The following is a 25,198-nucleotide window of genomic DNA, read 5'->3' as shown; positions in this document are numbered from 1 at the left end:
TCGCAGCAATAACTATCCCATATTGTACTATAATGCGAAAGAGAAATAAATAAAGTTTTTGAATCAGTTGACGGAGCTTTTTTGACTATGATATTATATTTAAGTATTGTTTTGTTCAGGTTAGTGACTTACAAAGTCCGGCTGACCCAGTCGGCCTGAAGAGAGACCCGTTCCATATGGAATTTGGTTATTTTCAGAATAGGAGGTGGAATCATGTCTCGTAAATGTTCTGTAACAGGCAAAAAGCCTGGCAGCGGTAACCACGTATCTCACGCTAACAACCGTAATCGCCGTACTTGGGGCGTCAACGTACAAAAAGTTCGCATTCTCGTTAACGGTAAACCGAAACGCGTTTATGTCAGCACTCGTGCATTGAAAGCCGGTAAAGTGACTCGCGTGTAGTCGTAAAAAAATATCGTTATAAACAAAAGGCACCTCGTTTTAAACGGGTGCTTTTTTGGTTATTCGAAAAGTAATATCCATCTGGTTCAGGAAAACAAAATGTCAGGCACCTTCCCGTGCGTTCCAACCTTTTACTGCCGAGCTACCTATCTGTTATGCCCGGGAAGCGTGCCCTGTGTACCTCTAGCTTTCATCCTACATCCTGTGTTTACATTACGATGAATTCAGTTTTTCTGGAATGTATTCAAAATGGCTTTAACGAATCCACCCAGAAATTTTGGCAGCTTGATTGTGTAAAACTTCATGCCTCACCCTCCCCATCATCCTCCTGCATCCGTTCTCTGTAGTTTATGCAACCTATCAAGGGTTGTTGCCCCACAAAAAAAGGCTACATGAGAATCCCGCTCATGTAACCATATTTATGCACAACCATCCCAGGCTATACCATCAGACAAGTCCGCGAACATAGAGATATGCTGAGAGTATGAAAATAAACAGGATATAATAAAGTACGCTGCACACCACAAAACCTATTCGTAAACCACGCCGTTCATTTTTTCGAAAATAAAACAGGACAATTAGAACAGCCAAAAGTGAAAGAACGGCATTCCAAGGAGCCTTCACTAGCGAGAAACAGCTAAGGGTCAATCCCGTCGCCATGCTCGCTACAGTCATCCACAATGCTTCGGTCAGCTTCACTTGGACAAACGTGCTGCACTGTCCCGAATCGCAGCAATAGCCGCTGCGCGGTCTTCTCTGCCGAATACCGCACTACCAGCCACCAGCACATCAGCCCCCGCTTCAAATACGGCTGGTGCCGTCTCCTCCGCAATACCTCCGTCTACCTCGATATGTACGTCTGGACGACCCAATTCGTTCAACCAAGCACGGATTTGTCTGATTTTATTTAACGTCTCTGGAATGAAGGACTGACCTCCAAAGCCAGGATTGACCGTCATTACCAGAATCATATCCACATTTGGCAGCACTTCCTTGATCGCATATGGTGAAGTACCTGGATTGAGAGCCACTCCAGCCAGAGCGCCTTGCTGCTTGATCAAGTGAAGGACACCATGCAAATGAACACAGGCCTCAGCATGAACAGTGATGATATCGGCTCCTGCTTTTACGAAATCGCCAATATAGCGTTCAGGATGCTCAATCATCAGATGAACATCCAAGGGAAGAGTCGTGTGCGGACGAATAGCCTGAACGATAGGTGGGCCCAGTGTAATATTGGATACAAAATGTCCATCCATTACGTCCACATGAATCCAGTCTGCCCCTCCTGCCTCAGCTTCCGCAACTTCACTGCCCAAGCGAGCAAAATCAGCGGATAAAATCGACGGTGCTATTTTTAACATATACTCAGTACCTCCGCTTTTTTTCTTTTAATTCCTGATAGAACTGCAAATAGCTATCATACCGTCCCTGTGAAATATGTCCTTCTTCCAGGGCCTCTCTTACTTTACAACCAGGCTCGTGAATATGGGTACAACCCCGAAATTTACATCCTTCCGCATACTGCTGGAATTCACGAAAACAGGGAGATAGCTCATCCACACCCAGCTCCAGAAAATCCAGCTGGCTAAACCCCGGTGTATCTGCTACAAATCCTCCGTTGTCTAGAGGAATCAGCTCCACATGACGAGTCGTATGTTTTCCTCGGCCCAGCTTATTGCTTATGGCGCTCGTCTCCAGCGTTAACCCAGGCTCTAGAGCATTAAGCATGGAAGACTTTCCTACACCTGACTGCCCGGAAAACACGCTGATTTGACCAGCCAATAGCTTCTTAAGCTCAGCCGTCCCTTCTCCGGTACGGGCACTGGTTACCAGCACTTCATAACCGATCTTCTGGTACATCTCCTGAACGGCCAGTACGGTGTCATCCTCTGAAGGGCTGCCTTCATACAAATCGCGCTTAGTCAGACAGATAATTGTATCCAGCCCGGCGTGCTCAATATGGACTAAAAATTTGTCCAGTAAAGGCAAGTTTAAATCCGGCTCACGCAAGGAAAACAGCAGCACGGCTAGCGTGGTATTTGCTACCGGAGGACGTATTAGCTCCGTCGTACGCTTTCTAATCTCCTTGACCATACCTTCCCCGTTTTCAGTCAGTTCGTAAACGACCCGATCACCAACAAGAGGCGTAATCTCTTTTTTCTTAAAAATGCCGCGTGCTCTGCATTGTACCGTAGCTTCGCCAGATACCGGACGCCCATCCTGATCCAGGCTGGAGACATAATAATATCCGCTAAGCGCCTTGACGATCAGACCTTCAGGCATGTGTAAGATGTCCTCCTTCATAATGTTCAAGTTTCATTGCGTATAACAGGTTAAGCATCTTCCTATTGCAAGTTTACTGATGCTGAATAGCCTCAATCACTTTTTCCTTCTTTTTGTGGGAAGCGTGGCCTGGGTTGTTTTTATGACTAACCGCCAACTCACTGCGCGTACCCCCCGTGGAATTCGTTCCAGGAACAAAGGCGGAAGGGTCACCATTACCTCCTGTGCCCTCCTGATTGTTCGAGTCGCCCCCACTATTACCACTATCATTAGAATCTCCCCCGCTATCACCTTGCTCGCCGTTTCCACTTCCATTCTGCGAGGAAGTATCATCAGGTGTATCCGTTGGTGAAGCTCCGGCAGGCGGAGCAATTTGAGGCATCGTCACTGTTCCATTTTTTGCCTCAATATAAGAGACTGGATACGTATCAATAAAGTCACCATCTCTAAATACTGAGACAACACTGTCTTTGTTCGGAGCCATTAGCAGGTTGATAGTGAACACCTGTGTCGTATTAATTGTACGGCTTCCCCATTCCTGATTTTCTCCACGTGCATCCGTATAAGTGATACGAATTTTGCTGTTTTTACCCTCTTCCTTCGGCGCAACAGGCACATTAAATGGCAGCGTAATTGCTTCTGGTGGATAACCAGTGCTTACATAAAACGTAATTTCCGTATTTGGTGGCAACTCACTGCCTGCCTCTGACGGCCACTGTTTGGTTACTCTTCCTTTTTCCTGCTCATAGCTAAATTCTTCTTTAATCGAGCCAACCTTCAGCCCTGCCTTTTTGACCTCATTTTCCGCTTGATTCTGCGTCTTCCCTACGAGACTTGGCATTTTCACAGTGTCAGCGCCCTTGCTGACTGTGAGCACAACCTGGACTGAATCCTTATCAAATGGCTCATTGGCAGGGGGTGTCTGACTAAGTACAGTCCCTGCGGCCTGATCACTGAACTGCTCATTTTGCTGAATCTGCGTCTCCTTAATTTGCTGGGCGGTCAGCAGCTTAACAGCATTCTCGTAGCTTTGGCCTTTGACATCCGGCATCGGGGTGAGCGGCTTGGCAATCCCGACTTTCAGACTAATCTTGGTTCCTTCCTTGACTAAAGAATCTTCAGGATAGCTTTGATAAAATACAACTCCAGGCGCGATTCCCTCTTTGTATTCATGCTGGATTGGCTCCTCGATGAGTAATCCCGCTTTACTGAGATTAACCTTCGCTTGGTCTTCTGTTTGTGTCAATACACCTGGTACTTTTACCTCAGGCACGACGAGTACACTTTGCACATAGTACACCACTCCGCCCATGCACAGAAGTAACACCAACACTAGTGTTACCCACAAGATCGCTTTTTTTCTATTTTTCTTGGACGATTGCTTGCTCGGAAGCTGTTCAGACTCACGCGATTGAGCAGGTACATCATCCCCACTAGAAGACATCCCTAATTGTTGAGGCTTAATAGCCGGAATAACCCGTGTTTGATCCTCATCATCCAAATGTGTAAACTCCAGCTTGGATTCATTACGCCGTCCCGGCAGCAAACAGGTTTCCAAATCTTTTAGCATTTCGTCTGCCGATTGATAACGCTCTTCTGGATTTTTGCGCATGGATTTTAGAATGACATTTTCCACACTTTGCGGAATCAACGGATTAATTTTACGCGGTTCCTCAAATTCCTCTTGCAAATGCTTGAGCGCTACACTAATTGGACTTTCTCCCAGGAAAGGGAGCTGCGCCGTCAGCATTTGATATAAGACAATACCTAAAGAATATAAGTCCGATTTTTCGCCGGTGACGACACCCTTTGCATGCTCAGGTGAAAAATAATGAACAGAACCCACAACAGAACCCGTCTGGGTAATGGTCGTTGACGTAACAGCTCTAGCAATCCCAAAATCGGTTACCTTAACTCGTCCATTACGTCCAATTAATATATTATGAGGCTTAATGTCTCGGTGAATGATCTGATTTTGGTGGGCATGCTCCAGCGCATCACAAATCTGGGAAGCAATCCGTACTGCTTCATCCACTTGCAATGGAGCACGTTCTTTAATAATCTCATTCAAATTTTTACCTTCGATGCACTCCATTACAATATAATGGATTTCATCCTCTTGGCCGACATCATAAATACTGACCACATTCGAATGCGAAAGCGAGGCCGCAGACTGCGCCTCACGCCGAAACCGGCGAATAAATTCCTCATCATGAACAAATTGCTGGCGCAACACTTTAACTGCAACATTGCGATTCAGCAAAATGTCTTGAGCCTTATACACCAGCGCCATACCGCCGCCACCGATGCGCTCAATAATTTCGTATCTTCCCCCTAGCAGGTGCCCGATCATGCGTCACACCCCTTTTCACTCAATGAAACCGTGTCATCGGGCAATTCAAACAAAGCCACAGTAATGTTATCGTCTCCTCCGGCAAGCAGCGCCAGATGTAGCAGACGATCCGCACGCTCCTCCAAAGGATTCTCTGCGGCACCTACTACTTTACTGATTTGTTCTTCCGTTACCAAATTGCTTAATCCGTCGCTACACAGTAACAGTACATCGCCTTTTTCCAGCGCAATGGAGTCAATATCCACTTTCACCTCAGAATCAGTGCCCAGCGCCCGAGTCAGCACATTGCGACGGGGATGGTTCTCCCGTTCTTCCTTACTGATCTGACCGTTTTTGAACAGCTCATTAACCAAAGTATGGTCTTCTGTAAGCTGACGTACCGCTCCTTTGGATATGACATAGGCGCGACTATCACCGATATGTCCGATAATTCCGGATGCATCGTTTAGTAAAACCGCAACAACTGTCGTTCCCATATTATGATACTTGTCATCGCATGCAGCCGTCTGGAAGATGACTTCATTGGCATGCAAAATAGCGTCGCTGAGCGCCGCCGTCAAAGAATGTGCGGATAATCCACTCTCCAGCGTCGCCAAATCAGCGGCAAGTGTCTCTACCGCAAGGCGGCTGGCCGTATCACCGGCCAAATGCCCCCCCATACCATCGGCAACAATCCCAAGAATATAGCCTTGCTCCAAGTGCCTGATCCAGGCAGAATCCTCATTCACCGAACGTACACGTCCGACATGGCTGACATGAACTGTTTTGATCAAATGGTTTCACCCCAACTCCATATGCTTTGCACGCAACTGACCGCAAGCAGCGGCAATATCGTGACCCTGTTCACGCCGGATCGTCACATTGACGCCTTTTTCGGCAAGAATACGTTGGAAATTAAAAATATCGCTGCGTGATGTGCGCACATACTTGCGCTCAGGCACATGATTGACTGGAATCAAATTGACGTGACACAGCATGTCCTTTAACACATCCGCTAGCTCTTCAGCATGTTCTGCCTGATCGTTTACCCCGCCAATCAGGGCATATTCAAACGAAATTCTCCGCCCCGTCTTAGCAAGATAGTAACGTAGAGAATCCATAACATCTTTAAAGGGATAACGCCGATTTACAGGCATCAGCTTCGAACGAAGCGCATCATTAGGCGCATGAATGGATATTGCCAGATTAATCTGGGTATCCTCGTCGGCAAATTTATAAATATTCGGTACAATACCGCTAGTCGACACCGTGATATGACGTTGACCAATGTTCAGACCTTTTTCATGAACCATTGTACGTAAAAACGTCATGGTCGCTTCATAGTTTTCAAAAGGTTCGCCCGAGCCCATAATCACGATGCTGCTCACTCGTTCATTGGTTTTATCCAAAATTTTCTGAGCTTGCACCACCTGTGCAGTAATTTCACCAGCCGTCAGGTTCCGTTTGAGGCCTCCAAGCGTCGAAGCGCAGAAAGTACAACCAATCCGGCAACCCACTTGAGTCGTTACACAAATACTGTTTCCGTAATTGTGTCTCATAATGACCGTTTCAATGGCATGATCATCGTGCAAACCGAACAGGAATTTTACTGTACCGTCCTTTGATTCCAACTTTGTAATTTCACTAAGCGTCACAAAACTAAATTGCTCCTCAAGCTTCTCTCTCAGCGCCTTGGACAAATTCGTCATCTCGCTGAAATCATTGACCCGCTTCACATACAGCCAGTCAAAAATTTGTCCTCCACGAAAAGCAGGCTCACCATTGTTCTTGGCCCAGTCCTGAAGCTCCTCCAGAGTTAAATCATATATAAAAGGTTTCATCAATGTTTGCACCCGTTCCTTCTTCATTAAGTTCTGTTTGATCGCAGATCGTATTTTTCATTCTTCCTATTTTAGCACAAATCCCTAAGGGGGTAAAAATTTTTCGTCTTCATGCAAAAAACCGCCGGAAATGTTCCGGCGGAATGTGGAAACACTGGTGGACAGTTGCCTGGAATTCTCTTCCGCGCTATTTCACCCGACGCAGGCGCGCAATATAAAATCCGTCGCTGTGGAAATGCTGCGGTAACAGCTGTACCGAGCCTCCCTGTATACTATCCTTTTCGTGGCTCACGTCCGGGAAGGAATGACCCTCTGCCAATTCATACTCTGGATGTTCGCTTAAAAACTGAGTCAATTGTCCTTCATTTTCGTCCGGTTCAATCGTGCATGTGCTGTATACCAGAATACCACCTGGCTTCAACAATCCCGCCACACTATCCAGCAACTCATGCTGAAGCTGTGTAATGTCGCGAATATCCTGCGCAGTTTTGCTCCAACGCAGATCCGGTTTACGACGAATTACTCCAAAGCCAGAGCATGGCGCATCCAGTAAAATACGGTCAAAAGAAGCTGGAGCATAGCGTTCTTTCAGTTCTAGCGCATCACCAGTGACTGTTTCCACAGCATCCAGGCCAAGTCGATTAGCCTGTTCACGGATTAATTGATGCTTATGGGCATGCAGATCATTCGCAACTATCCGGCCTTGATCCTTCATCAGCTCAGCCATATGAGCTGTTTTGCCACCTGGAGCGGCACAACAATCCAGTACCAGCATGCCAGGCTCAGGAGCGACTGCTTCGGCAACGAGCATGGAGCTTTCATCCTGTACGGACAGCAAGCCGTCCGTATACCACGAGGTAAGCGCCATATTTCCACCGCTACGAACAACAATCCCATAGGGACTAACTGCGGAAGGAACGGCATCAAGCCCTTTTGAGCGCATCTCGTCCAGCAGCTGATCACGGCTGGTCATTGTCGTATTCACCCGTACGCTGACCGCAGGGGGCTCATTATTAGCCTGACAGATAGCCTCAGCAGTATCTACACCGTATTGCTTAATCCAGCGCTTAACCAGCCACTGTGGATGGGAATGTTCTAAAGAAATCCGTTCCTCTGGTGACAAATCGTCAGGAATACGCAGCTTGTCCGGCTCACGCAACATGCTGCGGAGCACGCCGTTGACCATACCGGAAATCCCCTGATGCCCACGACGCTTGGCAATGGTCACCGCTTCACTAACGACTGCATGATCCGGAACTCGATCCAGATACACCACCTGATACACACTCATCCGCAGCAACGAACGTACCCAAGCCTGAAGCTTGGCCGTTCCTTTTTGAACAAATTTATTGAGAAAATAATCTAGTGTATTTCGGCGTGCGATTGTACCATATACAAGTTCCGTCGCCAAACCAGCGTCACTTGCAGATAAACCTGCCTGCTGAAGCCGACGATTTAGCTCAAGATTGCTATATGCACCCTCTTGCTCCACACCGGTCAACACATCAAGTGCAACTTCCCGCGCCGTCTGATTGCGAGTCTTGCCGGATCTGGCACCCACTGCCTTGCCTTGGCCTCCCTGGCGGGAGTGACTCCCGCTCATCCGAGCACCGTGCCTGGCTTCATCTGTCCGCCGCGTGCAAAGGTTCCGGCATCCATAACCTTTTTGCCAGCCGGTTGAACCTGAGTTAGCCAGAGAGTTCCTTCGCCTGTCTGCACCTCAATGCCACGAGCGGTCAATTGAAGAACCGTTCCGGGTACTGGAACATTTGAGCCACTCACTTCACTGTTTATGAAAGGCTGCTCAGCAGCCCAAATTTTAAAAACATTTTCCTCCCAAAGCGTAAACGCACCGGAAAAAGGAACCAGGCCGCGAATCCGGTTGTATATCTGCTGAGCATTGTCACTCCACGAAATACGCTCATCCTCGCGGTTCAGGTTCGGGGCATAAGTTGCCTCGTCCTCGTTTTGCGGCGTACGGTCTGATTGGCCTGCCAGCAACTTAGGCAGCTCATCCTGCAAAAGCTTTGCTCCAGCTACGCTTAGCTTCTCAAAAATCGTACCCGAGGTATCCTCCGGCTCTATAGCAACCTCAACTCGCGATATCATATCACCAGTGTCCAGTCCTTCCGCCATATACATCAGCGTCACACCCGTCACAGTTTCACCATTAATAATCGCACGCTGGATCGGTGCACCTCCCCGATAACGGGGAAGTAACGAACCATGCACATTCAGACAGCCGAACCGAGGCAGGTCTAGTACGGACTTAGGCAAAATTTGCCCATAGGCTGCGGTTACGATCAGATCAGGACGCAGCTCTGCCACCTGAGCCACCGCTTCTGGCTGGCGCAGGCGGGTCGGTTGCAGTACAGGTAATCCGCGTTTTTCTGCCGCTTCCTTGACTGGTGTAGGCGTCAATATTTTTTTTCGTCCCTGTGGCTTATCGGGCTGTGTAATCACACCAACCACGTTATAACCGTTATCCAGTAACATGTTCAGCGATGGCACTGCAAACTCAGGCGTACCCATAAAGATAATACGAATGTCTTGACTCATCGAACCTCACTCTCCTATCTGACGGTTCGGTCCTGGCTGTTCCAGCGCAACCTCATATACTTTTTCTGCAATATCCGTGAACAAAATTCCATTTAAATGGTCAATTTCATGCTGAAAAGCACGAGAAAGCAACCCTGTCGCTGTAACGGTAATGGTTTTACCCTCGCGGTCCAGTCCCTTGACTGTAACCTTCTCGGCACGACGCACATCCCCGTTCAACCCTGGTATACTCAGGCAGCCTTCAGGACCCAATTCCTCTCCTTCTTCGGCCACGATCTCTGGATTGATCATTTTAATCAAACCATGCTCATCTCCAGCATCTACAACGATGAGACGCTTCAAAATACCTACTTGCGGAGCAGCAAGACCTACTCCCTCCGCTTCATACATCGTATCTGCCATATCGTCGAGCAGCTTTTGCACGTTAGGCGTAATTTTAGTGACTTCCTTTGCTACTTTGTGCAATACGTCATCCGGCTCCAACACTATAATTCTAATTGACATGACAACAGAACACCTTCCTCTTTATGCTTCATTTAGGCCTAACTGTATTCATCACAAACGCGACTGCTACATTATCCTATGTACGGACGGCTTGTCCGCATTAATTGTGCTAATAAACTTTTGTGGCAACACTCTACATAAGCATTTGCGGATCCACATCCAGACTAATCAGCAACTTTTGTGCCTGTGCGGATTCGGCCATTTCATCAGCTACTTGCTGTGCCAAACTAATCGCATCGATATTTCCACGCCATTTTATCATACATTGAAATCGGTATCTATTCTTGATTCTCGAAATGGGTGAAGCTACTGGTCCCAAAATGTCGAGTACATCCGATGTAAGACGATCCATGTTCCCGAACCATCCCCGCTGTCTGGCCCGTCCCTGTAGTGTTGCTGAATAATTCTCAGCCAGCCGGACCAGCACCGGGAGTTGTTCATGAGAAAAGGTCACCAAAATAAGACGACAATATGGTGGATAGTGCAAATTGCGGCGGTGTTTCAATTCTTCCCTCACAAAAGAAGCATAATCATGGCGACTTGCGTGAATCACCGAATAATGCTCTGGAGTATAGGATTGTACAAATACTTCCCCTGGCAATTGATGTCTCCCAGCACGTCCAGCTACTTGTGTTAATAGCTGAAAAGTCTTTTCCGCGGCCCGAAAATCCGGTAAATTGAGAGCCGAATCCGCAGTAATGACACCAACCAGTGTCACATCGGGAAAGTCCAGGCCTTTGGCAACCATTTGAGTACCGAGCAGCACGTCCGCTTTTTTATCACGAAATTGCTTGAGGAGCTTTTCGTGGGCATTTTTTTCTGTTGTTGTATCAACATCCATTCGAACAACACGTATACCGGGGAATAGCTTCGCCAGCTCTTCCTCCACTCGCTGGGTACCTGTACCGAAATAGCGAATATGCTCACTACCGCACTCAGGGCAAGTCTGAGGCACGGGCTCGGAATAGCCACAGTAATGGCAACGTAAATTGTTCGACCGCTGATGATACGTAAGCGAAATATCACAATGCGGACAACCCGCGACATAGCCACAGCTACGGCACATGACGAACGTGGAGTGCCCACGCCGATTCAACAGGAGTACCGTCTGCTCCTTACGCTCTAACCGCTCTGCAATTCCATTATGCAACGCACGGCTGAACATAGAGCGGTTGCCAGCACGCAGTTCCTCACGCATATCCATGATATGTACTTCGGGTAACGTGTTCCCCAATGCGCGAGTTGGCATTTCAAGCAGCAACGGCGCAAACTCGTCGTTGCTTTGTGAGCGAGCCGCATAGTAGCTTTCCAGCGACGGTGTAGCCGAGCCGAGAATAACAACAGCCCCATGCTGATGGGCTCTGCGAATGGCGACATCACGCGCATGATATTTAGGTGTCTCTTCCTGCTTATAGGACGTTTCGTGCTCCTCATCCATAATAATAAGACCTAACTCACGAAAAGGCGCAAATACTGCCGAGCGAGCGCCAATCGCCACTTTCACACGGCCTTCGCGTATTTTGCGCCACTCATCGTACCGTTCCCCCCCGGACAACCTACTGTGCATCACTGCTACCTGATCGCCAAACCGGCCTTTAAAACGCTCAACCATTTGTGGGGTTAACGATATTTCAGGTACCAGCACAATGGCCTGCCGATTCTGCTCGATACAACGCTGAATCGTCTGTAGATAGATTTCCGTCTTACCGCTCCCTGTGACTCCATGCAACAAATAAGCTCCTTGCTCACGCGTGTCCAGCTGGCGAATAATCCGTTCATATACCGACTGCTGCTCTGCTGTGAGAGGGAGTGGCTCTGTAGGCTTGAAGTGTCTGCCCCGGTAGGGGTCGCGGAACACTTCGACATCCTCCAGCAACACATAGCCCTTATCTTCCAGTGCCTTAACCGTTGCAGCCGAGACACTCAGTGAGGTCATGACTTCCTTCAGCGACAAAGGCAGAAACTCGCTACGTTCCAGCAAAAAAGCAAGTACCTCCCGCTGACGCTGCGCTTTGGCAGAAAATTGCTCCAGTGCCGTTGATGCCTCGTCTATGCCAATAGCCAGATCAACGGATTTCATGGTCTTTTTGCCAAGTTTGTCTTTGATAACTTGACTTTCCTGAAGCACACCCCGGCGTAACAGGGATTTAATAACCTCTGCTTCCTCAGGGAAACGTCGACTGAGTTGCTGCAATGAGACTTGCTCCTTCTCCTCAATGAAGCTAACAATCCGACGCTCCGTCGGATCACTCATACCATCGTCGGTCAGAAGTGCCCATTCAAGCTCATCGCCCTGATTCGGTTGTATAGTACGTTGTGGATGCGTTAACTCATGCTGTTCCGCAATTGAGATATAGCGTTCTGCTTTGCCCTTGAGCGCGGTAGGGATCATCACTTGCAGTGCCATAATTTGATTACAAGCATAACGTTCGCTCATCCATTTGCCCAGTTCGACTAGGTCGGCAGATAAGGGTGGTACCAAATCCAGCAGTTCCTGGATCGCTCTCATTCTGTATTTTGGTGGATCATCAGCTGGGACTACCGAGATGACAAAAGCCTGCACCGTCCGTTTGCCAAATGGCACAGCTACCCGGCTACCCGGCTCAATCCAAGGTCTCATTGAGTCTGGTATCAGATAATCGAAGGTGCGGTCCGTATCCTTGGCAGGTACATCGACAATGACCTTGGCAACTAAATTGCCCGTCTCCATTAATGCAGCACCCCACCCATGCGTCCCGCGGCTATAGTAAGCAACTTACGCGCAACTTCTTCCTTTGACTGTACAGGAATACGCTCTACGATCCCGCTTCGGTCATAAATTTGAACAGCATTCGTATCGACGCCAAAACCAGCACCATTCACAGTTACATCGTTTGCCGCGATCAAATCACAATTTTTACGTTCTAATTTATCTATCGCATACGTCTCCAAATGTTCGGTTTCAGCTGCAAAGCCAATTAAAAATTGATGTTTCTTACTCCGTCCGAGTGATTCTAGAATATCGACGTTCTTCACTAGCTCTAGCGTAAATACACTATCTTTTTTCTTGATCTTGGTCTGTGCAATCTCACGTGGTCGATAATCTGCAACTGCAGCAGCCATAACGACCATATCGCTCGTTTCCCATTGCTTTAATACAGCGTCGTACATGTCTTCAGCTGACTGGACTCTTTCAAGCATAATACCAGTAGGCGGTTCCGCGCTGGTATTGGCGGCAATCAAGTGCACCTCTGCACCCATCTCCTGAGCCACTTTTGCAATGGCAAAGCCCATTTTGCCAGATGAATCATTTGTGATATAACGTACTGGATCAATTCGCTCGATCGTGCCTCCAGCCGTTACAATGACTTTTTTGCCTGAAAGCACCGATTCATTCTCATTCACAAGTGACTCAGGCATTTGAGCCTCCATAGATGCGTCACCAAACCATCGTGGTTCAGACTTGATGGTGGTTTTTTGTTCCTGAGCTTGCTGATCAAAAAAACGCTCTATGGTTTGCACAATTGTGTCCGGCTCTTCCAAACGTCCTTTGCCAACGTAACCGCAAGCCAGTAATCCTTCACCAGGCTCAATCATCTTCACGCCACGTGATACAAGCGTCTCCATATTTTGCATGACTGCGGGATGAGTGTACATATGTACATTCATCGCAGGTGCCACCATAATAGGCGCTGTTGTAGCCAACAACGTTGTAGACAGCATATCATCAGCAAGACCATGCGCCATTTTCCCGATAATATTCGCAGTTGCAGGAGCAACAAGCACCAAATCAGCCGCATCCGCCAGATGAATATGGGATACGACTGATGGCTCTCTTTCATCAAATGTGTCACTGTACACCGAATTACGAGAGAGCGATTGCAGCGTAAGTTCGGTAATAAACTCCTTGGCAGAGGCCGTCATAATCACATGAACATCGGCGCCCTTTTGCGTCAACCTACTACACAGCGCTGCCCCTTTGTAAGCAGCAATTCCGCCAGTTATACCAAGAATAATAACTTTTCCCTTCAACATCGTTAACTCCCCCTGACCTAAAAAAATAACAACCTTGCGGTTGTCAAAGGAATTGGCATTGCGCCCGGTTATAATAGTTGTGTATAATTCTTACTCGTCTTCGCCGCTTTCAAGACGCAGATGATCCGCGTAAATCTCTTCCAACGCCACTCCAACCTGTTTGTGGGATTTAGGATTCTTGAGAGTCGTCTTTTCACCCTCGCGCAACTGTCTGGCACGACGTGAAGCCGCTACAACCAACGAATACTTACTATCTGCCTTTTTCATCATTTCATCAATGGAAGGATACAGCACGAATAGACACCTCTTCATGTAGTTTTGGGACTGTATAAGCTGAACTCCAGTGTACACCTTCAAGCTCAGCTTATACAGTATTATTTCTCTTTAAGTACGCTTGGCATATGTAAAGCCCTCGTTTAAGGATGAACCTTACAATGTTCGGCGATAATAATGGATTCTATTCGTTTACAAGCGAAATCAATCTCATCATTGACGACCGCATAATCATAGTGACGCAACAAATTCATTTCATCCACAGCTACCGACATACGGTGGTCTATGGTCGCTTGAGTTTCTGTGCCCCGTCCCCGGATTCTATCCTTTAATTCGTCTAGCGAAGGCGGAAGCAGAAAAATGAATATGCCTTCTGGAAATTTTTCTTTAACCTTTAGCGCTCCCTGAACTTCAATCTCCAGAAAAATATCTTTTCCCTGCGCAAGGGTCTGATCTACAAAATCACGTGGAGTACCATAATAGTTCCCTACATACTCAGCATACTCCAGCATTTCATCTCGTTCAATCATACCCAAAAATTCTTCACGCGTTTTAAAAAAATAGGTCACTCCATCCTGTTCGCCTGAACGAGGTGTTCGAGTTGTAGCAGAAACGGAGTATGTTATCTCTGGTAGCTTCTCACGCAATGCGTTGCCTACCGTCCCTTTACCGACACCCGAAGGTCCGGATATTACAAATAATAATCCCTTAGCCATAGTACACTCCATTTTTATTCGTCATTGTCATCATCTTTAGTGGATAGGCGATGAGCGACCGTCTCCGGCTGCACCGCAGACAGGATTACATGATCACTGTCTGTAATAATAACAGCCCGCGTCCGGCGGCCATAGGTAGCATCAATTAGCATATGACGGTCCCTGGCTTCCTGTATAATCCGCTTGATCGGAGCAGACTCCGGACTGACGATGGAGATAATTCGGTTGGCCGACACGATATTGCCGAAACCAATATTGATCAATTTGATTGCCATATTCAGGTCTTTCCCCCTATACATGTGACTCTTGCAGCCGTGCCGCTACCAGGTAGCTACTCAATATTTGCAGCCTGCTCACGAATTTTCTCGAGCTCTGCTTTCATCTCAACGACCAAATTAACCAATGTGAGATGATTAGCCTTGGAGCCGATCGTGTTGACTTCCCTGTTCATTTCCTGGATTAAAAAATCTAATTTGCGACCGGCCGGCTCGTCTGACAGCAGCAATCCCTTGCACTGTCCAAAGTGACTTTGAAGCCGGGTAAGTTCCTCGTCAATATTGCTGCGATCCGCGAATAACGCAATCTCCATTCCGAACTTATGTTCATCAAGCGTAAATGAACCGTCCTGAAGCTCTTTAAGCCTGTGTTTCAGCCTGTTACGGTAGTCGCTCACAACATGAGGAGCCAGCACCGTCATTTCATGATGCAGAGATTCCAGACGTAAAATACGGGATTCCACATCTTGCGCCAAATGCCCGCCTTCTCGCCTTCTCATCTCCAGTAAACCTTGCAAAGCTTCATTCAAAGCCCGCTGTAGTTGCTCTTCCCAGTCCTCTTCATCTCCATGGCAAGCCTCTCCAGGCTCACCCAGAACGTCAGGCAAAGCAAGAATATCGCTTATCCCTAACGTTCCTTTCACTCCATAACGATCCGCCAGCTGCTCCGCTGCATGCAGGTAAGCCTGCACCACAGTGTCATTCAACCGCGCGGCGGGCATCTGTTCTTCATCACGTTCCCTGTGGATGAAGACATCGATACGACCGCGTTTAATCTGCTGTTGAACCGTTCTTCTCAAGCCATCTTCGTATCGAGTCCATTCGCGCGGAATTCTCATCATCACTTCCAAATAGCGGTGATTCACCGATTTCAATTCCAAGCGCACTTTATAGCCCTCATAATGAAGGATGGCTTGACCGTATCCGGTCATACTCAATGACATCGGCATCACATCCATTATACTATTGTAATTGATTATTATAGTCGAAACAAGGGGGCCTGTGCACGGCCTGATTTTTGCCATACGTAAGAAGTCAGTTCAGCTGTCATTTCATAGAACATAAATGGAGTCATAAAATAGATACCATTAAAATGTTCCATTGCCGTATCAAGCAACTCCTTGGCAATAGACACGCCCATTGCTCGTCCTTCCGGACCCTCAAGACCAGACATACGTGCACGTACCTCATCGGATAACTGAATCCCTGGTACTTCATTGTGCAAGTATTCTGCATTGCGCCCACTAGCCAGCGGCATAATACCGATAAAAATCGGTACTTCCAAATGTCGTGTCGCTTCCGCGATGGCTGCAATCAACTCGTGGTCGTATACGGGCTGAGTCATAACATAATCGGCTCCGGAGGCAATCTTCTTCTCCAACCGCTGTACGGCTTTACCCAAATGCTTGACATTAGGATTAAATGCGGCACCTACCACAAAATTAGCTTTCTGCTTCAGTGGCTTACCGGAAAATGCGACACCATCATTTAATTGCTTGATCATGCGTATGATTTCAAAAGAGGTCATATCATACACCGAACTGGCGCCTGGCAAATCACCGAACCGCGCCGGATCTCCAGTAACCGCCAGTACATGGTCAATACCGAGCGCGTCAAAACCCATCATGTGGGATTGAGTACCAATCAGATTGCGATCACGACATGCTATATGAATTAATGGGCGCAAGCCTGTTTCAATACTGACCAAATGTCCAAGCGCCATGTTGCTCATGCGAGTGACTGCAAGCGAGTTGTCAGCTAGTGTAAGCGCGTCGGCCCCTGCTTTCTTCAATGCATGAGCACCTTGCATAAACCTTGTAATGTCCAGATCGCGCGGAGGATCCAGTTCTACAATGACCGTATGTCGTTCCTTAACCAGATCCACAATATTGGGCTCGCTGGTATGTCTGCCATTTCCTCGTTCCTCTTCATCTGCAATCTGCTCTGCCACTTGAAAGGACTCTTTCGACAAAGCTTCTTTTGAAGCCAGCAGAGGCGGTTGCAAACGGTTCAAGGCTTTGGAGATAGCTGCAATATGGTCCGGTGTAGTTCCGCAGCAACCACCGAGCAGCCTCGTCCCCAGGTCTACAAAGGACTTGGCACATTCTCCAAAATATTCAGGTGATGCACCGTATACATAGTGACCGTCCACATAATCTGCTAGTCCTGCATTCGGATATACGGACAGCGGTACAGACAAAGGGCCGTCCAGCTGCTCCATTACACTCATAATTCCCTGCGGACCCGAGTGACAGTTAAATCCAAGGATGTCTGCCCCCTCATTACGCAGCACCGAAAAAGCTTCCGCCACCAAAAAACCATCTTGGGTACGACCAACCTGATCAACTGCAAACTGACAAATTACCGGAATGTCACTGTATTTACGTACACTGTGAAGCGCAATGCGTATTTCATCCAGTGAATAAAACGTTTCGCACAAAATGCCGTCGACTCCTTCGGAGAGAAGGGCATCAATTTGCTGCTCATAGTTTCTTGCCAGCTCCAGCTTTGATATGTTAAGCCGTTTGCCCCCACATATGGAACCCACCGCACCTACCACATAATGTTCAGGTCCGGCCGCAGCTCTGGCAATTCTCACACCGGCACGATTGATCTCTTCTACCTTAGATTCCAAACCAAACCGGGCTAACTTATAATCATTTGCAGAAAATGTATTAGTCTCCAGCAATCGAGCTCCTGCACTTAAATATTGACCATGCACGTCTGATATAACGTCAGGCGAAGTGATGTTCAGTTCTTCGAAAGACGTATTTACTGGAAATCCTAGCTGGTATAAAAAAGTCCCCATTGCGCCGTCTCCGACAATAAATTCACGATTCAGCACAGTACGCAAATCCGGTTTCATGTCCTCTGCTCCACCCCGCTCTTTATTTTCATACTAATGTAACATAAAGAGACTACAAACATAAGCCAAAAACAAAAAAAGCCGCCCCACTCCCCGACAATATGATATCAGGAGTGAAGCGGCTTCATTTATCTTTTCTATTTCCTACTACATTTTCCCATCGGAAGAATGGAGAGAGTAAGCGTAAAAAGTCCCTTTTTTATTCACTTTAGCCACAATAGAATCCGTTCCCTTTTGCTGCTTGGAGAACGTATATTGATTCCCTTGAACTTTCACTTTATAGCCGGTCAAATTGATATTAAACAACATCTGAGCCTTGGGCTTGACTAGCTTCAAAGCTTCTGAGGCAGTATATTTCGGGCTTGCAAATGTTTTTTTGAAATCTGCGTCATCGTTCCAGTCTACCCCATAGGTGGATACGGCCAGCACTTTACCGGTTACCGCGCTAATTTTGACCTCACTCGCCTCGTTTGCATCCTCAAACGACCAGTATGAAAGTCCCTTCGTCTCGTCCTTGTACCGTGAAGCGTGCTGTACCTTGATTCGCTGTCCACTCACACGCTTAAATGTGTTCATTGCACGGTTCAGTAACACAGGGTCCACCCGCTTCAGGGCATAGTCCGCGTTGATGGTAATAGCGTTACCTCGATCCACATCCACATACAACGAGGAAGCTTGTTCTCCTGCACCCCAAAACACCCAGTAATTTGAAGGCTTGTTGGATTGATAAGGGGATTTGACCCGCCAAAATGCTTCAAATTGCAGAGGACGCTTGCTGTCAAACGCTTTGGCGCTGTTTAGCACTTTCGTCTTGAGTGGCGCGTTCATCGCCTTTCCCAAGCTGCTTATTTTATATCGTATGGTTGTAGAATCCACTCTGTTTTTTTCTTTATTATATTCTGTCTGCAACGTAGCAGTTCCGTCTTCCAGTTCGCCCTCTACAATCCAGGTTTTCCCCATATCTGTCACATCGTCAAATTGAAATGCTGTCTTTGAACCAATGAGTTCTTGCACCGCTTTTTCTAAACGGCTTACCACTGTCGGAGTTAGCGAGCCAACCTGCTTGTCCGTCGTTTCCGCGGCAGCAGGAATGGTCGCCGCCTGAACCGGAAGCGCGGTGGCTACAAATATGAGGACTGCAACTGCTGAAATCCAACGAAATTTCCGCACTATGAACGGCCTCCTTATTGTTTTTCATTTTCTATATTATACATCGTTCAGGCGCCAAAAAAAGACAGAATATTGCCTTCTTCATCGTATTCCTTGTATACAGGGGCATGTAAGTCCAAAAAAAGAAGACCTCTAAGGTCTTCTTTTCACTCACTTCTATACGATTCATAGGCCAGTTACACGCTATCTTTATAATTCACATGATTCAGAACAGACGACCTTCGTACACTATCTCAGCCGGGCCCGTCATATATATGTGATTATCTTCCTCGTTCCATTCGATATCCAGATCGCCGCCCTTTAGACTTACAATGGCGTGACGGTCGCTGTATCCGTTTAGTACAGAAGAAACAAGCGTAGCACAGGCTCCGGTTCCACAAGCTAGCGTTGGTCCGGCTCCCCTCTCCCATACTCTCATATCTATATGCTTCCGGCTACGTACCGTGGCGAACTCAACATTTGTTTTTTTAGGGAACAACGGATGGCATTCCAGCTTCGGCCCCCAGGCTTCCAGATCAAAGCTTGGCGCATCCTCCACATAAATGACACAGTGCGGATTCCCCATAGATACAGCCGTAAAGCGAAAACCACTTCCTCCAGCTTCAATAGGCTCGTTAATTACGCTAGTCCGCTCTAGTGTAGTTGGAATTTTCAAACCCTCAAGAATCGGCTCTCCCATATCTACCTTCACCATACGAACAAGTCCGTTCTCTACAGTTAGTTCCACCTGCTGCACACCTGCACCCAGGGTCTCGATCGTGATCTGTTCACGGTTGATATGTTTACGGTCATATACGTACTTGGCAGCACAACGGATAGCATTACCACATTGCTCGGCCTCCGAGCCGTCCGAGTTAATGATGCGCATGCAGAAATCCGCTTTTTCTGACGGCAATATATATACCAACCCATCGGCGCCAACACCAAAATGTCGATCACATAGCCGAACAGCTAATTCCGAGGCGTCAGACGGCAAATCCTGATGCCCAAACCAAACGATAAAATCATTACCTAGACCGTTCATTTTTGTGAATTCCATAGCTTACCTCCGCCGTTGCTGCTGATATCATGTTCCTCATGAAGCTTTGATCCCATGATATCATACAGGGCAATAGTGGGAAAGCGATGCGGTATGCATGACCCGATTACTAGGCTGAAAACTTCGTACGTCCTGCTGAAAAGTGTGTATTTCCGCCGCGACGACGGTTGCGTCGACCGCCCCATACACTTCCCGCTCCCATAAGAAACGTAGGAATCCCGGCTGCCACAATGGATAGCGCCCACTCACGCAATCCAAGCGGTACCGTTTTGAAAATAGGTTGCAGCACAGGCACGTACATAACCACCAGCATTAGCACTACGGAGGAGAGCACGGCAAGCACGAGATAACTATTTTGAAACGGATTACGATGGAAAATAGAACGGGAACTGCGGCAATCAAATACATGAATTAACTGTGCCAAGACTAGCGTAGCAAAGGCAACGGACTGTGCTTTGATCAATTGTCCTGCGTCATCCGGTGCAATACGTAATGTCAGCCAGAAGGCCGCTAGCGTACATAAACCAATCAACAAGCCACGACTAATGATTTTCCAGCCCAATCGACGAGCAAAAATATTTTCCTTTGCGCCACGAGGTTTGTGCTCCATAAGATCCTTTTCTGGCTGGTCCACCCCCAGAGCCATCGCTGGTAGGCCATCTGTCACCAGATTCACCCATAAAATCTGGATCGGTAACAAAGGTAATGGCAACCCGGCCATCATGGCAAAAAACATCGTCAAAATCTCACCAACATTGGAGGCGAGTAGATAACGGATAAATTTACGGATATTCTCGTAAATATTCCGTCCTTCCTCAATTGCGGCTACAATGGTTGAGAAATTATCATCACTCAGAACAAGCGCAGCCGCTTCTTTGGTCACGTCCGTCCCCGTAATGCCCATGGCAATACCGATGTCCGACGCCTTTATCGCTGGAGCGTCATTGACACCATCTCCGGTCATGGCTACGACATGTCCGCGTCTTTGCAGCGACTTAACGATCCGTAGCTTGTGCTCTGGCGAAACTCGTGCATACACAGAGACGGTATCAACGGCTTTGTCCAGCGCCGCATCATCCATCGCAGACAATTCCTGTCCTGTCAACACATGGGATCCGCGCTGAAGAATGCCCAGCTGTTGTGCAATGGCCTCTGCAGTTGTACCGTGATCTCCGGTAATCATCACAGTGCGAATGCCAGCACGACGGCACTTGCCAATGGCTTCGCGAACCTCACGACGTGGCGGATCAATCATGCCTGTCAGCCCAATAAAGATCAGCTGTGCTTCAGCCTCCTCAACCGTGGAGACACGCTCATGCGAGCGAATATCACGGTAAGCGACACCAAGTACACGTAGCGCCTCCGAGGCCATTCCTTCGTTAGCCGCCAGTACCTTTTGGCGCAACGTACCCGTTAACGGAACGACATTTCCTTCCCATAAAATATAGGAACACTGACCCAGCAGTACATCCGGGGCACCTTTGGCAAAGACAATATGTCCTCCCTGGTGGCGTACGAGTACCGACATTCGCTTCCGATCCGAGTCAAAGGGAAATTCTCGCTCCCTTGTGTACAGCTCATATAGCCCTTGTCGCGTGACTCCGCCCTTGGCAGCTAACGTGATCAGCGCTCCTTCCGTCGGATCACCCTTCAGCTCCCAAACGGCGGACGGCGTCGGCTCTTTGGTTTTCTTTTTCGAACGTAGCTCCTCTGTATCGGCTTGAACAATTTCCGCATTGTTGCAAAGCACACTAGCTTGCAACAGTCTACGCAGAGATTGTCCGTTTTTAAGATCGGCAGGAAGGTCTCTATCCATAATATGCCCGTGTGGGTCATAGCCCTCTCCCGTAACTCCCCAGAAACGACCGTCCAGCCATAGCTTGGTGACTGTCATTTTATTTTGGGTCAGGGTACCCGTTTTGTCGGAACAAATGACAGATGCACAGCCGAGCGTTTCAACAGAAGGCAGCTTACGCACAATCGCCTTTCGTTTAATCATACGCTGCACACCCAATGCGAGCGCAATCGTCACAATAGCTGGCAACCCTTCCGGTATAGCCGCCACAGCCAAACTCACTCCGGCCAAGAACATGCTCATGGCTGGCTGTCCATGTAAAATGCCTGCTACGACAACGAGCACCGTTAGCGCCAACGCTACGATAATCAAAATTTTGCCCAATTGCTCCAATCTGTGCTGCAACGGTGTCTCCTGCGACTCCGTATTTTCAATCAAGTCTGCGATCTTACCCATTTCGGTACTCATACCTGTACGTATAACCATTCCTTGTGCGGTTCCTCTGGTCATCATCGTGCCCATAAAACCGATGTTTTTTTGATCCCCGAGTGGTACTTCGGCGGCATGAATAGGGCGGCAATGCTTACTCACCGGAACTGATTCACCTGTCAGGGCGGACTCCTCTACATCACAGCCGTTCGTACTCAACCACCTTACATCTGCGGGAATGCGATCACCACTTTCCAGCAGCACAATATCACCCGGCACCAGTTCTCTGGCCTGAACTTGAATTCGTTTGCCGCCCCGCAACACTTTGGCGGTTGGGGCCGACAGTTGTCTCAAAGCTCGCAATGAACGCTCAGCTCTGAATTCTTGTACAAAGCCGAGAATTCCATTCAGTACAACAATAGCAATAATGGTAATCGCGTCCAAATATTCGCCAAGTAGTCCGGATATCAGGGTCGCTCCCATCAATACAAGCATCATAAAATCCTTGAACTGATTGAGCAGCAGCAAGATTGCCGAAACTCGCTTCCCCTCGCTCAGCTCATTCCATCCTGACCTTTCTCTTCGTTCCGCAAGCTGTTCCTCCGAAAGACCCTGCTTCGGGTCGACTTCCAGACTTGTTGAAAGCTGTTCATTGCTTAATTGGTGCCAGTGTGCTTGTTCCATTCTCCCCAATTCCCTCCCGGTCAGATAGTCCGTTTCCGTCGGTTGTGCGTAGGATGGCTGCCCGTTATTATATTTTGTGCCGCGATTGCTGATAAGCTGGACAGACTTTCTAGATTCAATCTATTCGGACAGAATCTGAAATATCACAAAGCCGCTTAAGTTTTGTCCCAAAGTTATGTATCATAGAAGGAAGGCGAAAATACATTTGCTTCAAAGGAGAACATAATTATGGCATTGGACGGAATCGTAACCCGCGCTATCGTACACGAACTGCAAGGCATCCGGGGCGGGCGCATTAATAAAATACATCAGCCAAACGATCGCGATATCGTGCTGAATCTGCGGGCACAAGGCGGAAGCGTAAAGCTGCTACTGTCGGCTAATCCGACCTTCCCGCGTGTACATTTTACAGAACAAAGCTTTCTTAATCCGACAGAAGCCCCTATGTTTTGTATGCTTCTTCGCAAGCATTGCGAAGGAGGCGTTATTGAGAAAATCACGCAGGTGGGCATGGAGCGTATTATTCACATGGATATTCGTCAACGTGATGAACTGGGAGATATTTCACTCAAACGAATTATCATTGAACTGATGGGTAGACACAGCAACATTATTTTGCTTGACCCGGAAACAGGCGTGATGCTGGATGGCATTCATCATGTCACACCGTCTATCAGCAGCTATCGGGTCATTATGCCCGGCTTTCAATACACGGAACCTCCTGCACAAAACAAGCTGAATCCCCTAGAAACAGAAGAGGCAGCCTTCATATCCTCGTATCAAACAGCGATCGAGGCCGAAGAAGCTCCTAAACGCTGGATCGTGAACACTTTTACTGGACTCAGTCCTCTCATTGCTGAAGAGATACTAACTCGAGTAACTAATGAAGTATCTGGTGATAGTGATCGTTCACTATGGAGGACATTCAGTCACATCATGGATGACGTGCGGAATCACCGTTTTCAGCCGGTATCTGGACTAAACGCACAAGATAAAGTGATATTCTCAGCCATTCCACTGACGTTGATCCAAGAAGAACGTAAGGAGTACGCTACTATCAGTGAGTGTATGGAGGACTTCTTCGGTGAAAAAGCAGAACGGGATACGGTTAAGCAAAAGGTCAGTGACCTACTGCGGTTTCTGCAAAACGAGCGAAGTAAAAACGTAAAAAAACTCGACTATCTCCATCAGGATTTGGCCGAGGCGGAAGATGCCGATCAATTTCGCATTTATGGAGAGCTGCTATTCGCTTCGCTGCATGAGGTGAAAAAAGGGGACAAAGAAGTGACGCTCACCAACTTTTATGATGAGGAACAGCGTCCAATGACCATCCCACTGGACCCGCTACTCAACCCATCGGATAATGCACAACGGTATTTTAAAAAATACAACAAATATAAAAACAGCTTGGCTGTCATTGACGAACAACTGGAGAAAACGCACGAAGAAATCCGTTATATGGACAATCTTCTTCAGCAGCTAGCCCACGCCTCTATGAATGACATTGAGGAAATACGTGAAGAACTGGTTCAGCAGGGCTATCTCAGAGATCGGGTCAAAAAAGGAAAGAAAAAGAAGAAAAACGACCGTCCAACCCTGCACGTCTATACATCATCCGAAGGTATCGAGTTACTGGTCGGCAAAAACAACTTGCAAAATGAATATGTGACAAATCGACTGGCCGGACCAAATGACACCTGGCTGCACACAAAGGATATTCCGGGGTCACACGTCGTTATTCGTGCTGAGCAATTCGGGGATACGACGCTGGAGGAAGCAGCTCAACTCGCTGCCTACTTTAGCCAGGCCAAGCAGTCCAGCAGTGTGCCTGTGGACGCCACCCTGATTCGGCATGTACGTAAGCCCAGCGGAGCCAAACCCGGCTTTGTCATCTACGACCATCAGCGTACGCTCTTCATTACACCCGATGAGGAACTGGTCAAAAAGCTGCCGAATCGCATCAAAAACGGCTAAGTCTCAGCCTATTGAATCCACAAAAAAAGCCCTTTGTTC

General features: G+C 47.8%; 21 protein-coding genes. 2 read left to right on the top strand and 19 right to left on the bottom strand.

Features of this window, described 5'->3' with window-relative positions; translation table 11 throughout:
* Positions 1–213: 213 nt before the first annotated feature.
* Positions 214–402: a 50S ribosomal protein L28 gene (gene rpmB, locus NLX73_RS03260; RefSeq protein ID WP_013310881.1), complete on the top strand. Its 189-nt coding sequence runs from the start codon at positions 214–216 to the stop codon at positions 400–402.
* 224 nt (positions 403–626) lie between these two features.
* Here rpmB and spoVM read toward each other — a convergent pair whose 3' ends face one another.
* From spoVM to NLX73_RS03165, 19 genes are all read right to left on the bottom strand, one after another.
* Positions 627–707 carry a stage V sporulation protein SpoVM gene (spoVM, locus tag NLX73_RS03255; protein WP_010345573.1) on the bottom strand — a complete coding sequence of 27 codons (81 nt, stop codon included), beginning with the start codon at positions 705–707 and terminating at the stop codon, positions 627–629.
* Between the two features lie 390 nt (positions 708–1,097).
* A complete protein-coding gene (rpe, locus tag NLX73_RS03250; RefSeq protein ID WP_250268755.1) occupies positions 1,098–1,766 on the bottom strand; it encodes a ribulose-phosphate 3-epimerase in 669 nt (222 codons plus the stop codon).
* 4 nt (positions 1,767–1,770) lie between these two features.
* Positions 1,771–2,688: a ribosome small subunit-dependent GTPase A gene (rsgA, locus tag NLX73_RS03245; protein WP_250268756.1), complete on the bottom strand. Its 918-nt coding sequence runs from the start codon at positions 2,686–2,688 to the stop codon at positions 1,771–1,773.
* A 73-nt stretch (positions 2,689–2,761) separates the two neighbouring features.
* Positions 2,762–5,041 (bottom strand): Stk1 family PASTA domain-containing Ser/Thr kinase, encoded by a 2,280-nt coding sequence (gene pknB / locus NLX73_RS03240; protein ID WP_250268757.1) that lies wholly within the window; start codon positions 5,039–5,041, stop codon positions 2,762–2,764.
* Entirely contained in the window at positions 5,038–5,814 is a 777-nt protein-coding gene (locus tag NLX73_RS03235; protein WP_254325350.1) for a Stp1/IreP family PP2C-type Ser/Thr phosphatase, read from the bottom strand. The genes pknB and NLX73_RS03235 overlap by 4 nt, the downstream gene beginning before the upstream one ends.
* A 6-nt stretch (positions 5,815–5,820) precedes the next feature.
* Positions 5,821–6,861, bottom strand: a complete 1,041-nt coding sequence (rlmN, locus tag NLX73_RS03230) for a dual-specificity RNA methyltransferase RlmN (RefSeq protein ID WP_013310887.1) — start codon at positions 6,859–6,861, stop codon at positions 5,821–5,823.
* 187 nt (positions 6,862–7,048) lie between these two features.
* Positions 7,049–8,464 carry a 16S rRNA (cytosine(967)-C(5))-methyltransferase RsmB gene (rsmB, locus tag NLX73_RS03225; RefSeq protein ID WP_254325349.1) on the bottom strand — a complete coding sequence of 472 codons (1,416 nt, stop codon included), beginning with the start codon at positions 8,462–8,464 and terminating at the stop codon, positions 7,049–7,051.
* On the bottom strand, positions 8,461–9,420 hold the full coding sequence (gene fmt, locus NLX73_RS03220; RefSeq protein ID WP_254325348.1) for a methionyl-tRNA formyltransferase: 960 nt from the start codon (positions 9,418–9,420) through the stop codon (positions 8,461–8,463). Before fmt ends, rsmB begins: the two co-directional genes overlap by 4 nt.
* Positions 9,421–9,426: 6 nt before the next feature.
* Complete coding sequence (def, locus tag NLX73_RS03215; protein ID WP_061829023.1) at positions 9,427–9,924, bottom strand: peptide deformylase; 498 nt, start codon at positions 9,922–9,924, stop codon at positions 9,427–9,429.
* Positions 9,925–10,057: 133 nt separating this feature from the next.
* On the bottom strand, positions 10,058–12,634 hold the full coding sequence (gene priA / locus NLX73_RS03210; RefSeq protein ID WP_254325347.1) for a primosomal protein N': 2,577 nt from the start codon (positions 12,632–12,634) through the stop codon (positions 10,058–10,060).
* Positions 12,634–13,938, bottom strand: coding sequence for a bifunctional phosphopantothenoylcysteine decarboxylase/phosphopantothenate--cysteine ligase CoaBC (gene coaBC / locus NLX73_RS03205; protein ID WP_254325346.1), 1,305 nt, complete (start codon positions 13,936–13,938; stop codon positions 12,634–12,636). Before coaBC ends, priA begins: the two co-directional genes overlap by 1 nt.
* Positions 13,939–14,028: 90 nt before the next feature.
* On the bottom strand, positions 14,029–14,232 hold the full coding sequence (rpoZ, locus tag NLX73_RS03200) for a DNA-directed RNA polymerase subunit omega (protein ID WP_013310893.1): 204 nt from the start codon (positions 14,230–14,232) through the stop codon (positions 14,029–14,031).
* 122 nt (positions 14,233–14,354) lie between these two features.
* Entirely contained in the window at positions 14,355–14,927 is a 573-nt protein-coding gene (gmk, locus tag NLX73_RS03195) for a guanylate kinase (RefSeq protein ID WP_061829021.1), read from the bottom strand.
* Between the two features lie 14 nt (positions 14,928–14,941).
* Positions 14,942–15,202: an extracellular matrix/biofilm regulator RemA gene (remA, locus tag NLX73_RS03190; RefSeq protein WP_005548256.1), complete on the bottom strand. Its 261-nt coding sequence runs from the start codon at positions 15,200–15,202 to the stop codon at positions 14,942–14,944.
* A 56-nt stretch (positions 15,203–15,258) separates the two neighbouring features.
* Positions 15,259–16,146 (bottom strand): YicC/YloC family endoribonuclease, encoded by an 888-nt coding sequence (locus NLX73_RS03185; protein WP_254325345.1) that lies wholly within the window; start codon positions 16,144–16,146, stop codon positions 15,259–15,261.
* Positions 16,147–16,181: 35 nt separating this feature from the next.
* Positions 16,182–18,068 carry a bifunctional homocysteine S-methyltransferase/methylenetetrahydrofolate reductase gene (locus tag NLX73_RS03180; protein WP_254325344.1) on the bottom strand — a complete coding sequence of 629 codons (1,887 nt, stop codon included), beginning with the start codon at positions 18,066–18,068 and terminating at the stop codon, positions 16,182–16,184.
* A 147-nt stretch (positions 18,069–18,215) separates the two neighbouring features.
* Positions 18,216–19,238: a hypothetical protein gene (locus tag NLX73_RS03175; RefSeq protein ID WP_254325343.1), complete on the bottom strand. Its 1,023-nt coding sequence runs from the start codon at positions 19,236–19,238 to the stop codon at positions 18,216–18,218.
* Positions 19,239–19,443: 205 nt separating this feature from the next.
* Positions 19,444–20,277 carry a diaminopimelate epimerase gene (gene dapF, locus NLX73_RS03170; protein WP_254325342.1) on the bottom strand — a complete coding sequence of 278 codons (834 nt, stop codon included), beginning with the start codon at positions 20,275–20,277 and terminating at the stop codon, positions 19,444–19,446.
* Positions 20,278–20,386: 109 nt separating this feature from the next.
* Positions 20,387–23,185, bottom strand: coding sequence for a calcium-translocating P-type ATPase, SERCA-type (locus tag NLX73_RS03165; protein WP_254325341.1), 2,799 nt, complete (start codon positions 23,183–23,185; stop codon positions 20,387–20,389).
* Between the two features lie 228 nt (positions 23,186–23,413).
* Here NLX73_RS03165 and NLX73_RS03160 point away from each other — a divergent pair, with 228 nt between their 5' ends.
* Positions 23,414–25,159, top strand: coding sequence for an Rqc2 family fibronectin-binding protein (locus NLX73_RS03160; protein WP_254325340.1), 1,746 nt, complete (start codon positions 23,414–23,416; stop codon positions 25,157–25,159).
* Positions 25,160–25,198: the final 39 nt, after the last annotated feature.

Origin of the sequence: Paenibacillus sp. CH40, assembly GCF_024213605.1 — a bacterium.
GTDB lineage: Bacteria > Bacillota > Bacilli > Paenibacillales > Paenibacillaceae > Paenibacillus > Paenibacillus polymyxa_B.
The sequence above is the reverse complement of the archived record's forward strand: the minus strand, read 5'-3'. Positions and strand labels throughout refer to the sequence as shown.